Source organism: Shinella sp. HZN7 (assembly GCF_001652565.1).
GTDB lineage: Bacteria > Pseudomonadota > Alphaproteobacteria > Rhizobiales > Rhizobiaceae > Shinella > Shinella granuli.
On sequence record NZ_CP015736.1, the window covers coordinates 4,543,716 to 4,556,203 of the forward strand.

At 63.6% G+C, this 12,488-nt stretch carries 10 protein-coding genes; 4 read left to right on the plus strand and 6 right to left on the minus strand.

All coding sequences use genetic code 11. From position 1 onward, the window contains the following. Nucleotides 1-120 precede the first annotated feature (120 nt). Nucleotides 121-1,179, minus strand: a complete 1,059-nt coding sequence (locus shn_RS21785) for a succinylglutamate desuccinylase/aspartoacylase family protein (RefSeq protein ID WP_064332266.1) — start codon at nucleotides 1,177-1,179, stop codon at nucleotides 121-123. Between the two features lie 138 nt (nucleotides 1,180-1,317). On the opposite strand from shn_RS21785, the gene shn_RS21790 reads away from it, so the two are divergent. Next, entirely contained in the window at nucleotides 1,318-1,878 is a 561-nt protein-coding gene (locus tag shn_RS21790) for a methylated-DNA--[protein]-cysteine S-methyltransferase (RefSeq protein WP_064332267.1), read from the plus strand. A 4-nt stretch (nucleotides 1,879-1,882) separates the two neighbouring features. On the opposite strand, the gene shn_RS21795 is transcribed toward shn_RS21790, so the two are convergent. The 5 genes from shn_RS21795 to shn_RS21815 form a co-directional block, all read right to left on the minus strand. Next, a complete protein-coding gene (locus shn_RS21795; protein ID WP_064332268.1) occupies nucleotides 1,883-2,743 on the minus strand; it encodes a sigma-70 family RNA polymerase sigma factor in 861 nt (286 codons plus the stop codon). Next, on the minus strand, nucleotides 2,733-3,194 hold the full coding sequence (locus shn_RS21800) for a carboxymuconolactone decarboxylase family protein (RefSeq protein ID WP_064332269.1): 462 nt from the start codon (nucleotides 3,192-3,194) through the stop codon (nucleotides 2,733-2,735). The genes shn_RS21795 and shn_RS21800 overlap by 11 nt, the downstream gene beginning before the upstream one ends. A 529-nt stretch (nucleotides 3,195-3,723) precedes the next feature. Beyond that, nucleotides 3,724-6,576, minus strand: a complete 2,853-nt coding sequence (locus shn_RS21805; protein WP_245337338.1) for a UvrD-helicase domain-containing protein — start codon at nucleotides 6,574-6,576, stop codon at nucleotides 3,724-3,726. 60 nt (nucleotides 6,577-6,636) lie between these two features. Continuing rightward, nucleotides 6,637-7,653, minus strand: coding sequence for a nucleotidyl transferase AbiEii/AbiGii toxin family protein (locus shn_RS21810; RefSeq protein WP_064332270.1), 1,017 nt, complete (start codon nucleotides 7,651-7,653; stop codon nucleotides 6,637-6,639). Beyond that, a complete protein-coding gene (locus shn_RS21815; protein ID WP_064332271.1) occupies nucleotides 7,646-8,239 on the minus strand; it encodes a DUF6088 family protein in 594 nt (197 codons plus the stop codon). Before shn_RS21815 ends, shn_RS21810 begins: the two co-directional genes overlap by 8 nt. 240 nt (nucleotides 8,240-8,479) lie before the next feature. Between shn_RS21815 and shn_RS21820 the strand changes: the two genes are divergently transcribed. The 3 genes from shn_RS21820 (at nucleotide 8,480) to shn_RS21830 (ending at nucleotide 12,403) form a co-directional block, all read left to right on the plus strand. Then, entirely contained in the window at nucleotides 8,480-9,430 is a 951-nt protein-coding gene (locus tag shn_RS21820; protein WP_064332272.1) for an ArdC family protein, read from the plus strand. 115 nt (nucleotides 9,431-9,545) lie between these two features. Further along, the gene (locus tag shn_RS21825; protein WP_064332273.1) at nucleotides 9,546-10,046 is read left to right on the plus strand and encodes a hypothetical protein; all 501 of its coding nucleotides are present in this window, start codon (nucleotides 9,546-9,548) and stop codon (nucleotides 10,044-10,046) included. A gap of 236 nt (nucleotides 10,047-10,282) precedes the next feature. Further along, entirely contained in the window at nucleotides 10,283-12,403 is a 2,121-nt protein-coding gene (locus shn_RS21830; protein WP_064332274.1) for a ParB/RepB/Spo0J family partition protein, read from the plus strand. Nucleotides 12,404-12,488 lie beyond the last annotated feature (85 nt).

Below are 12,488 nucleotides of genomic sequence, written 5' to 3' on the forward strand. Positions count from 1 at the left end.
TGCACGCCGCCTGAGGCGGCCCGCGCGTCACGCCGGTCTCGCACCTATATATTGCTTCGGGCAGGGCGATTGCGAGGGGCGGAGCCCGCCCCGCGCAGGTTTCTTTCCGCGCGGGGCGGCTCAGTCCTCCAGCGTGCCGGGCTTGCGGTTCCTGCCCGTCGCCTCGTGGCAGGCGATCTTCATCAGGTCGTCGCCGCGCCGGGCGTAACGGGCCGAGCTGCGGGTGGCGATCAGCCCGTCATGGCCGGCCGTCACGGCCAGCGTGCCGTCCGGCGCGCCGGGCCGGGTGATGAGCGTCGCGAGGAGATCGCCGGCCTTCACCGTCTCGCCGATATCGCGGTGGAAGAGCACGGTGCCGGGCTCGGGCGCCCGCACCATCTCGATATTGTCGAGCGGCACGGCGGGGCCGGAATAGGCCTCTGCCGCATGGGCAGGATCGGCGACGACGCCGCGGCCGGCGAGGAACCGCCAGAGGCCCGCCGCATCCCTCTTCGCCATGTCCGGATAGACGTCGCGCTTGCCGCGCAGTTCGACGGTCACCGAAAGGCGGCCGGGGACGGTGGAAAGCGTCTCCCCGCCCTTTCGCTTGAAGGCGTGGCCGACGGCTTCCTCGAAGGCGGTGCTTTCGCCGTCGGAAAGGAACACGGCCTCCATGTCGAGCGCCGCCGCAAGATCGGCCGCCTCCGGCCAGAAGGCCGTGTCGATATAGGCATATTGTAGGGATTCGTCGTCGCAGTGCAGATCCAGCACGAGGTCGGCGCCGAGCGCGGTGTGCAGCAATGTGCGCTTCAGCCGGTCGACGGCGCTGCGGCGGTCGATATCCTCCAGCAGCGTTTCGCGCTCGCCGAGCGCCACGAGCGGAAAGTCGCGGTTGAAGTTGGTCCGCGTGTTGAGATCGAACCGGCCCTCCATCTCGCCGAAATGCGCTTGCGCAAGGCCGATCGGATTGGCCTGCGGGATGATGGTGATGTCGCCGCGGATCGCGCCGTCGTCCTCCGCCTTGCGCAGCCGCTCCAGGAGGAAATGCAGGAGCGCGGTGCCCGGCAGTTCGTTGGCATGCAGCGCGGCCTGGATATGGACGGAGGGCGCCGTGGCGTCGTTCCCCTTGAAGCGGAACACGGGAATGCGCCATTCGATGCCTGCCGTATCGCCGCCGATGATGATCTGCGAATGTTCCACGTCGTCTCCTCGCTGCTTCGCTTTTTTGGGGACGGTTATGCGAATTGGCGCCGCCTGGCGCAAGACCCGGCAGGAAACGGGTTGAAAGCGGCCGGGCGAAGCCCGATCTTGTGACAAAACGGGAACAGGAGCGATCCCATGACCGGCAAGGCCCACTATCTGATCTTCGACACCGCGAGCGGACCCTGCGGCATCGCCTGGACGGCGGCGGGTGTCGTGCGCTTCCAGCTTCCGGGCGAGGATGCCGGCACCACGAGCCGCCTGCTGCTGCGCCACCTGCCCGAAGCGGAAGCCGCCGAGCCGCCGCCGGCCGTCGCCTTAGCGGTTGCCGCCGCGCAGCGCTACTTTGCCGGCGAGGCGGCGGATTTCACCGACGTGCCGCTCGACCTTGCGGGCCAGAGCGATTTCTTCAGGGCGGTCTACGATGCCGCCCGCCGGGTGCACTGGGGCGAGACGACGACCTATGGCACGCTCGCCCGCGAACTCGGCGCCGGCCCGGAGGCCGCGCGCGAGGTCGGCCAGGCCATGGCGAAGAACCCGGTGGCGCTCATTATTCCCTGCCACCGTGTGCTCGCCGCCGGCGGCAAGGTCGGCGGCTTCTCCGCCCCGGGCGGCGCCTCGTCGAAACTGAAGATGCTGGCGCTCGAAGGCGTCTCCTTCGCCCCGCCGGAGCCGGCGCAGCAGTCCTTCGGGTTCTGAACCGTCAGGCGCCGGTCAGCCCGGCGAGCTTTTCCGGGTTGCGCGTGATGTAGATCGCCGTGATGCGTCCGCCGGAAATGTCCAGCGCCGAGGTCTGCAGGTGGCCGTCGACCCGGCTGAGAAATCCCGGCAGCCCGTCGATCATAAGATGGCCGAGGAATTCCATGCGCCCGCCGAGCTTGCGCGAAAGCCCGAGATAGAGGCGCACCAGGCGATCCATCCCGTGGATCGCATTGGGAAAGGCCATGACCTTCCCGCCGCCGTCCGAGCGGAGCGTCACTTCCTCCGCCAGCATGGAGCCGAGCGCCGTCGCATCCCCCAGGCGGCAAGCCTCGAAGAAGGCCTCCACGATCGCCCGGCTGTCTTCCCGCGCGATCTCGTAGCGCGGCTGGTCGACCCGCACATGGGCCCGTGCCCGCGCCGCAAGCTGCCGGGTCGCCGCGGGGCTGCGCTGCAGCGTCGCCGCCACCTCGTCCATCGGCTGGTTGAAGACGTCGTGCAGGAGGAAGGCCGCGCGCTCCAGCGGCGAGAGGCGCTCCAGCGCCACCATCAGCGTCAGCGTGATGTTGTCCGCGCGCATCTCCTCGTCGGCCGGCTCGATCAGCGGCTCGGGCAGCCAGGTGCCGGGATAGGTCTCGCGGCGGAAGCGGGCGGATTTCATCGCGTCGAGGCAAAGGCGCGAGACGATGCGGGTCAGCCAGGCGGCCGGCTCGGCCACGCGGTCGCGGTCGCTGCGGTGCCAGCGCAGCCAGGCCTCCTGCACGACGTCCTCGGCCTCCGCATGCGCGCCGAGCATCCGGTAGGCAAGGCGCAGCAGCCGGGGCCGCTGCGTCTCGAAGATCTCGGTGGACGGATCAGGCGGCATGGAGCTGCGTCGCCGGGTGCTCGGCGCGAAAGCCCACCTGCACGCGGTTCCAGATGTTGATCGTGCCGATGGCGATGGTCAGCCAGGCCTGTTCGTCGGGCGTGAAGGCGGCTTCGACGGCGGTCCAGTCCTCATCCGGCGCATGGGTCTGCGCCACCAGCGTCAGCGCTTCGGTCCAGGCAAGCGCTGCCCGCTCGCGCGGCGAATAGAGCGACGAATCGCGCCATCCGGCAAGAAGGTGGAGGCGCGTCGGGTCCTCGCCGTCCTTCAGCGCCTCTCCGACATGCATGTGGATGCAATAGGCGCAGCCATTGATCTGGGAGGCGCGTACCTTCACCAGATGCACGAGCAGCGCGTCGAGAGGGCTCGCCTTCAGTGCCGCCTCCAGGGAGAACATCGCCTTGAAGGCCGGCTCTGCGCGCTTGAAATAATCGGTCATGCGGGGTGACATTCCAGTCTCCTTTTCGTTCACACGCCGCTATGACGAGATGGCATCGCCGTTTGTGACATCGCCGTCCGGTTTTTTTGGGAAAGGGACGGAAATCGAGCCATGCTGGCTGCGGCCGGCCGGGAAGTCAAACGGCAACAGCCCCGACGCGGGGCGCCGGGGCTGTGCTCAATCTCGTTCCGCGGGCCGCAGGCTCAGCGCCGCGGGCGGCGATGCCTCACTCCCACTCGATTATTGATTGGCCGCATAACACCTTGAAATATCGTCATTAAAAATATTTTTCGCGGCGATATACCGTCAGCCGCCCCGGCAAAACCGCTGGCTTTTGAAATTATTGGATTTTTCCGGGATACCCCGAAAAACCGTACTTTCGGGATCTATCGTCAAGCGAGGAACGCAGGAAACAATCCGACTCGATCCGTGCATTCCGCCGATTTCACGACGTAGTCCTATCATCAAAGCCGTCGATTGTCACTGGACCGTCGCGCGTAGGTCGGAAGTGAGAACGTGGCTACGATCAAAGCAAGCAGCGTTAGAAGGCTCTTGCCCGATTTACCGTCTCGACAAAACCGGCCTCGCCCGCTTGTTGTCGATGAGGTGCCGCCGGAGGTGACTGCTGAGTGTGACGGCACTCAGGAAATTGATTGCAGCCGTAAAAGGTGGTGTCGTTGCGACCTTTGCGCTCAACCAGTTCCCCGACCAGGCAACTGGGACACTGGTCGAGTTCCTTCCCCTCGATGGTTTCAAACCGGACCTCATTGCCGGCGATTTCGCAAAGCTCGCGAATGTAGCGTGAGGGCTTGCGCCTATTGCAGAGGATGAACGTCCCTCTGCTGGCGCGGGTAAGCGCGACATAGAAGAGTCGGCGCTCCTCCGCGTAGGCGAACGTCTCCGGGCGCGGGATAACGAGATTGAGCAGCTCGTCATCTTCGATGCGGCTGGGAACGCCATAGTCGCCCTCGCTGACATCAAGCAGGATCGTGTAATCTGCCTCAAGGCCCTTGGAGCGATGAAACGACATGCCGGCAACCTCGATCGCCGAAAATTCGGGGGGCTGACCGTGAAATGGATCCAACAGGTTGTAACGCCACAAGACCAGTACCTTCAGCTTTTGCCCGGTCTCACGCCGCCACTGGCTCGAAATGCCATCAAGAAAGGTGTTCAGGCGATCGAGCAGTTGGAAGCAGGCTTTCGGGAAGCTTGGCTTTCGCCACTCCACGCTGACCGGAATGACCCGGATTGATCGCGGTATGGCGGCGCGCGTCGACCGCACTGTCTTCCTGATCTGGTCTGGATTGCGCTGAACGAAGCCCGCAGCAGTGTCGGCGAGCAGCTGGTTGCAGCGGTAGGTCTGTTCGAGCCGACCTTGCCAGCAGGCGCCAAAGTTCGCCTCGAACTGGGTGAAGATCGTAATGTCCGACCCGGCGAAGCGGTAGATCGACTGCCAATCGTCTCCGACAGCAAAAACCTTGGTGAAGGGCTTCTGGTGTTTGAGCGCCTTGATCAGATTGGCCCTCGGGTCCGAAATATCCTGAAACTCATCCACCAGGACCAGTGAATACGGGCTCTGATAGCGACCCGTCTCGACCAAGCGCACTGCGTCGCCGATCATCGAATCGAAGTCGATACGCTTCGCCTCGTCGAGCTTGCGGGAATAGGTTTCTGTGATCAGCCAGACAGCACGCGCGAAATGCTGCGCGCGGGGTTTGTCATGCAGGGACTTGGCCCGCTCGAGCAGCATCTCCAGCGTAAGCTGGCTAGCCCGGATATGCTTGATGCACACGCCGATCAGCTTCTGGTAGTGCGTGATCACCACCGGCTCGACCGCCTTGAGAATCTCGTCGACACTTTTCTCGGTCAGCGGAATTTCGCGTTTGGTCAGCTGTGCCTCGAGATGCGGCAACAGCGTCCCATCGCGCGCCTGTGCTGAGGTCGTCTCGAAGAAATCCAACTCTTCGCGCTTGTATCCGGCGCGTTTACCCTTGGTGTGCTCGGCGTAGTTCACAAAAGGCGACGAACCATCCGCGTTAATCGCGAAATGCTCATGGAACGTGTCGGTCAGCGGGTAATGGAAGTCAGGTTGAACAAAGCGCTCGCTCCCATCCTCCTCTTTGAATGAGATCTGCTTTTCATACTCAAACTCGACAGAGTGGACCCACAACCAGTTCGCGATCCGTTGCTCCTGAAGGGATTTCACATACACGTCTGCAAGTGTGCCGATGGTGCTACCGCCCTTGTCGTTGCGATCGGCGATGTAGCGATTGTAGTCCGCCTCCGAGTCAAAGACCTCCGCCGGAATGTCGGCCTTGGGCAAAATGGAGAGAAGGTCGATCCACAGGCGGCGAAACTCTTCATCAACCTCCATCAGCTCGCGTATGATCTTGTCAATCACACGGGCTTCGCCGGCGGGATGCTCGACCCAGTTGGCCAGTTGCGGTGGACGGCCTTCCGTCTCTTCGATGATCCCTCGGCCGAGCGCGTGAAATGTCGTCACCCGGCATTCCAACGCCTCCTCATCTACGTTCAGTTGCCTGGCGATCCGTTCCTTCAGCTCATCAGCTGCGCTCTTGTTGAACGCCAGAACAAGAATTTCGCTCGGATGGTAGAGTTCCTTTTCGAGGACATAGGCGACTTTCCCGACCATGGTTGCGGACTTGCCTGAGCCGGCCGATGCGACGAGCAGGTTGTTGTCTTCCAGACGGATGCAGGCCTCCCGCTGCTCCTGGGAAAGCGAAAATCCGCCAAGGTCGGCGAAGAACTTCTCGAACTTCTGCATCTCGTGAACAACGAAACTTTCGTTGTAGCGACTACGGACACCCGGGTCGGTGAGCATGGCAAAAGAGGTTGGCAGATAGCCTCTTAGGGTGCCGGGGATCAGAGCTGCATCAAACAACGGGTGCGCCAATGCCAGTGACGCACTTCCCGGGACGCTCGCGATCGCCCGGCTAACGTCCGCATGAGCAAGATATTGCCTGTTGCTGTCGGTGATCGCACGAATCTTGCTGTCGACCTCGCGCAGGCGTTCCTTGTCGGAGTCGATAAGGTCCGCGAGGTGCAGATTCACGAAAACTAGCAAGTCGTCGCGTAAAGTCTGTGCCGCCTTGGCCGTCAGGCCGGACAGAGCATCGATACGGCCCTTCGACCGGATCTCGACCGTGTGCCAAAGGAGAGCCTTGGTTGACGAAATAGACGAGATCTCAAGACACTGGATTTCGTCTTCGTGTGTTGATTTCAGGCTAATCCGGTCCTGAGAAGATGAGCTGAGAACCAGTTTCCATTTCTCTGACAGGAAAAGACGCGCCCAAAGGCCGGGCCGGTATGTGCGGGATCGACCAAATATTGGCGGTTTCATCGAGCCGCCCGGCCTGTGGCTGCGGCGTCCCACAGAAATCGGGGGTTTTCCTCCCCTTCGACGTCGCTCATCTACCCCCGATCCCCCAGTTTCTTATTTGGCCGTGCTGTTCGCGCGCGCGGCTATATCGGCGCACCGCGCCATGAGCGCCTCGAACGGCTCCGCGTCGTCGAAGAGCAACCCATCCTCGACCATGCGGGCATAGTCATCCTCCAGCGCCTTTGCGCCATCGCCCGCCGGAACGAGTTGCAAGCCACCATTGACGGCTGCCCCGTAATCGATCGGCGAGCGATCAGCGGCTTTCTCCGCAAAGAACATCGACTTATGGCGAGCGACCGCGTTCGCCAATTCGCGATCCGCGAAGGCAGCATCCGCAAGACCGGCTTCATCGAGCCGGGCGACATCGTGCCAGTGCCGGGCGAAGCGGTCCCCACGCAGCCGGTCCTGGTGGCAGAAGACATGGATGGCGGTCGCCTTCTCCCAGAACGTCCGCTCGGCGTGCATGACGCGCGGACGCGCTGTCGGGAATATCAGGCCGTCGATCAGGCCGGAGGCATCGCAGACAACATCGCGAAGACTGGCCGGCTCGCCCGTCGACCGCGCGCCGAACTCCAGCATGACACTGGGGGCGACATAGCCCGATCCGGTTGCGGTCGGTTCGTAGTCGATAAAGAGCCGATCACCTTCGACGCGGATCGCCGCAGCCAGACCTTCCGTTGCCAAGGCGTCGGCGATCACCGGCTGCACGACAGCGCCAACCCATTCTGGTAGCCGGCGACGAACCTCGCTGGACCAGCGCTTTTCCTCGCTTCGCGTTTTCGGCAGGCCCTCGCCATTGTCCCCGACCAGGTCGGGCGCGATGGCCCGAATGTCGTAGGTCAGATCCACATCCTCCGAAAACCGATGGATGACCTGATAGGCTTTCGACAGCGATGTGCCGCCCTTGAACACCAGATGCTCACCAAGCGGCGCCGCGTAGAGCGTGCTCAACGCCCACACCACCCAGACATCCTTTTCGAGCAGATGCGCGGGCCGCCCCGAACGATCCGCCGCGACGCCAAGGGCGTCGCGGCGATCCTGAGCCGAGAGGAGGAGGAAGGTTTCAGCCATAGGCTGCCTTCCCGACGCTCTGCGCCAACCATGTCGGAAGCTGCGGCGCGGCCGCCACCAATTCGCCAAAGGCGCTGGGTGGCAGCTTTCGCTTCAATGTCCTGAGCGCGGTTTCGGCTTTCTCCGGGCCGAGCCAGGCTAAGGCCCGGACGGCCTCTCCCGCCGGCCGGTTGGCCAGAGCCAGTTGCCAGCGCGGGGCATGGCGCAATTCCACGACCTGCTTGCCGAGATTCATCTTCCGGCTGCGCCCGGAAGTCAGATAGACCGAGCGAACCGGCACCTGTGTCGTCAGGCCAAGGGCGTTTGCGGCCGCCGCACCGTTCGAGACGATGGTCTCGCCACGCTGGCTGGCAAGGGCCTCCACAGCCTGTTCAACCGACGGCGCGCGCGTCCCGAACCGACTGGCGACGGGGCGGAGATAGACACCGCGCCCAGCCCGGATGAGTTGTTCGCGCTCGGCCAGACGCGACAAGGCCTGGTCCACCGCGGCGCGATTACCGAGATGGAGCAGCCCCTTAGCGGACACAGAAGCGCCCTCGGGCAAACCCGTCATATGCGACAGAATCTGTTCGGTCAGCCGTGTCATCGTCTTTCTCCTGTCAGGAATATACGCAGTTTTCTGACAGTTTTCAAGGAAACACATCCGGGACGGAAAGCTGGGACAAGGGGAAAGCCTTCCCCTGCGGTCGAGCCAAAGGGTCTCGCCCGACCCCTTCTGCGGGGAGATCCCCGCAACGCCCCCCATAGAGTGAGAGTGCGGACGGGTTTTCCGTGACGGGTCGAGGGCTGGAGAAGAGGTCTCCGGCGCCCGTCGCGGAGAACCGCGATGTTCAGGAAAAACCACAGCGCCCGCGCCAATTCAGGCCGGGCGAGCCTCTATGACGACATCACCGACAAGATCATCGCCGAGCTTGAGGCGGGCCGTGCTCCCTGGGTCCAGCCATGGGGATCGACCGCGGCCAAGGCGCCGCTCGCCATGCCCCGCAACGCTGCGACCGGACGGCACTATTCCGGCATCAATGTGCTGATCCTTTGGGGCGCGGTGATCCAGCACGGCTTCCCCGGCCAGAGTTGGCTCACCTTCCGCCAGGCGCTGTCGCTGGGCGGCAATGTCCGCAAAGGCGAGCATGGCACAACCGTCGTCTATGCCGACCGCTTCACGCCGGAGGACGAGAAGCGCCGCGCCCGCGAGACCGGCGAGGACGCCGCCGCGATTCCGTTCCTCAAGCGCTTCACCGTCTTCAACGCCGCGCAATGCGACGGCCTGCCGGACAACATCGCCGCCATAGCTCCGCCGCCACCGCCTGGCCTCATCGAGCCGCGCGTCGAGGCTCTGATCGAAGCGACAGGCATCGATTTCCGCATCGGCGGCGATCGCGCCTTCTATGTGCCGGCGCACGACTATGTGCAGGTGCCGCCGCCGCAGGCCTATTTCGAGCCGATCAACTGGCACCGCACGGCCCTGCACGAACTTGGGCACGCCAGCGGCCATACCTCCCGGCTCGGTCGCGATCTGACCGGCGGTTTCGGCACGAAGAAATACGCCTTCGAGGAGTTGGTGGCCGAGATCAACGCCGCTTTCTGCTGCGCGTCCCTCGGCATCGTGCCGACCGTCCGCCATGCCGACTATATCGGCGCCTGGCTGGAGGTGCTGCGCGAGGACAATCGTGCCATCGTCCGCGCCGCCTCCCAGGCCAGCAAGGCGGCCGATTGGCTGCTCGGCTTCCTGCCCGACGCCGATGTCGGCATGGCCGGCCACGGACGGGAAGCGGCGTGATGGACACACATGGGGAAATCGGCCCACGCAAGGCTTAACAGTCCATTACTGACCTTGCAGTAGACTTCCCCCAGCCTTTGCAGGCAACAGGACGCAGTGGGATTCGAAACTCGTGATGGAAAACACCTTGGGGCCAGATAACGCCATATGGGATGATGGTGAATGGGTGAGCTGGGACGAAATCAATCAGCAAATTCAATATAAAGAGTGGCGCGCGCGCTATCCCAATGCCGACCTGTCGCTTGTATCTGTCTTTGAGTCGCTGATCGGCACCGCCGAGGAATACTACCATCTCACCGGCAGACACCTGCAAGTATATGGTGACATTGGCGAGCTGTATGGCGCGATCACCCATGGAATCAAGCTGCACCGCAATTACGCCAAAGGGTCCGATGGCCGTCTTGGCAATGACTTCGTTGAGGTGAAAACCATCACGCCATTCAAGAATTGTGATGTTGTCGAGATCAATCTTGAGCGCAATTTCAGCAAGATCCTGATCGTGAAGATCAACGCGGATTTTGAGGTGCGAGGCAAGTTGATCGACCGCAAAGCCCTCCCCAAAGGCAAGGTAAGGGGGCACCGGCTACGCATCGACTGGTCGCTTGTGGAAGCGTAGCCGGCGATAGCAAGCCGTACTCTGACATGAATGGATTGTGTGTGACCCGATTAATGGGAGGCCTCGCGCAGCGTAACGATCCTGAAAACCGGAAAGGCGGGAAAGCGGGTCTCCGGCTTCACGCTTTTCCGCTTCTGCGGCGCTGCCCTTCTTAGAGTGAGAGGGCGGCGCTTCGCTTCGTGACGGGTTGGAGGTCGAGAGAGAGTCTCCCGGCCGCCCGTCGCGGAGTAACGAACATGGCGAGTGCCATCCAGAAGATCACCCTGTCGTCAGCGCGCGACATCCCCTTCAACAAGCTGGTGCTGAGCCAGTCCAATGTCCGCCGCGTCAAGGCCGGCGTCTCGATCGAGGAAATGGCCGAGTCCATCGCACGGCGCGGCCTCATCCAGAGCCTCCATGTCCGTCCTGTCCTCGACGCCGATGGCGCGGAGACCGGAATGTTCGAGGTGCCGGCCGGCGGTCGCCGCTATCGCGCACTCGAACTGCTCGTGAAGCAGAAGCGTTTGGCCAAGACGGCGACGGTGCCCTGCGTCATCGGCGACGCCAACAGCGACATCCTCGTCGACGAAATATCGCTGGTCGAGAACATGGAACGCGCACCGCTCCATCCGCTCGACCAGTTCCGCGCCTTTCAGGCCATGCGCGACAAGGGCATGACCGAGGAGGCCATCGCCGCTGCCTTTTTCGTCAACGTCACCGTGGTAAAGCAGCGTCTGCGCCTCGCCTCCGTCTCGCCGACCCTGCTCGAAATCTATGCCGATGACGGCATGACACTCGAACAGCTCATGGCCTTCACCGTCAGCCCCGACCATGCCCGTCAGGAGCAGGTCTGGGACGCGATCAAGGATAGCTGGCAGAAGGAGCCCTATCAGATCCGGCGGATGCTGACCGAGACCGCGGTTCGCGCCTCAGACAAGCGGGCCGTCTTCATCGGCATCGAGGCTTATGAGGCCGCGGGCGGCGTCGTGTTGCGCGATCTCTTCCAGTCCGACGACGGCGGTTGGCTGCAAGACCCCGTCCTGCTCGACCGTATGGTGGCGGAGAAGCTGAAAGCCACCGCCGATCAGATCGCCGAGGAAGGCTGGAAGTGGATCGAGGTCGCGGTCAGCTTCCCCTATGGCCACGACCACGGCCTGCGTGAACTCGCCGGCGTTGCGGTCGATCTGACCGACGAGGAGCGTGCGACCCGCGAAGCGCTGCGCGAGGAATATGACCGGATCGAAGCGGAATATTCCGAGGCCGACGAGTTGCCAGACGTGATCGATCAACGTCTCGGCGAGATCGAGCAGGCTCTGGAGGCCTTCGAGAACCGCCCCGTCAGCTACGATCAGGCCGACATCGCAATCGCCGGCGCCTTCGTCAGCCTCGACGCCGACGGCTCGCTGTCGATCGACCGCGGTTATGTCCGCGCCGAGGATGAGCCCCAGGCCGAGCCCGATGGCGAGGCGTCCGAGGGCGACCAGCCCGATACGCCGGCCGTCCAACGCGCGGTCATCACCATCGGTGGCAAGCCCGCCGAGCCCGAGGACGATGAGGAAGACGGCATCAAGCCGTTGCCCGAGCGTCTCGTGATCGAGTTGACCGCCCATCGCACCCTGGCGCTGCGCAACGCGCTGGCGGAACATCCGCACGTCGCCATGACCATGTTGCTGCACAAGCTTCTGAGCGACACCTTCATCCACACCAACCCGTCCGGTTGCCTCGAGGCCAATGTCCGCCACATCTTCTTCTCGGCCCAGTCCGAGGAATTGAAGGACAGCCCATCGGCGCAGGCGGTCAACGATCGCCACGAACGCTGGGGGGATCACATCCCCGCTGACGATCAGGCGCTCTGGGCATGGCTGACCGATCTCGATGACGGCACGCGCCTGGAGCTTCTGGCGCTTTGCGTCAGCTACGGCGTCAATGCGCTGTTCGAGCGTCCGAACCCCTATTCCGGCTCGGGCGTCAGCCAGCATGGCCTCGATGTGCGTCAGGCGCAGGCCGACCGGCTCGCACGGGCTACGGGCATGGACATGGTGGCCGCAGGCTGGAAGCCCACGGTCGGCAACTATCTCGGCCGCGTGACCAAGCCCCGCATTCTCGAGGCCGTCCGCGAAGGCGCCGGCGAGCGGGCCGCGCAGCTCATCGACCACATGAAGAAGGGCGACATGGCCAAGGAAGCCGAACGCCTTCTGTCCGACAGCGGCTGGCTGCCCGAACCGCTGCGCCTGGCGTCCATCGATGGCGATCAGTCTGGTCCCGACGATCAGGCCGATGCCGGCGAAGACACCGCCTTGCCGGACTTCCTCACCGAGGACGGCGAGGACGAAGACACCGACGAGGATGAAGTCCAGCACGCCGTCGCCGCCGAATAGCGCGGATCGCGCGGGGCGGCGCCGTTCGTCCCGCGCATCTCACCCCGATCTTCCACACCGCCCGGTCCCACGCTCGACAGCCTGC

Bases quoted from the DNA above. Each gene is read 5' to 3' on its own strand.
- shn_RS21790 (WP_064332267.1), top strand. From the start codon at position 1,318: ATGACCGGCAAGGCCCACTATCTGATCTTCGACACCGCGAGCGGACCC.
- shn_RS21795 (WP_064332268.1), bottom strand. From the start codon at position 2,743: ATGCCGCCTGATCCGTCCACCGAGATCTTCGAGACGCAGCGGCCCCGG.
- shn_RS21800 (WP_064332269.1), bottom strand. From the start codon at position 3,194: ATGTCACCCCGCATGACCGATTATTTCAAGCGCGCAGAGCCGGCCTTC.
- shn_RS21810 (WP_064332270.1), bottom strand. From the start codon at position 7,653: ATGGCTGAAACCTTCCTCCTCCTCTCGGCTCAGGATCGCCGCGACGCC.
- shn_RS21815 (WP_064332271.1), bottom strand. From the start codon at position 8,239: ATGACACGGCTGACCGAACAGATTCTGTCGCATATGACGGGTTTGCCC.
- shn_RS21820 (WP_064332272.1), top strand. From the start codon at position 8,480: ATGTTCAGGAAAAACCACAGCGCCCGCGCCAATTCAGGCCGGGCGAGC.
- shn_RS21825 (WP_064332273.1), top strand. From the start codon at position 9,546: ATGGAAAACACCTTGGGGCCAGATAACGCCATATGGGATGATGGTGAA.
- shn_RS21830 (WP_064332274.1), top strand. From the start codon at position 10,283: ATGGCGAGTGCCATCCAGAAGATCACCCTGTCGTCAGCGCGCGACATC.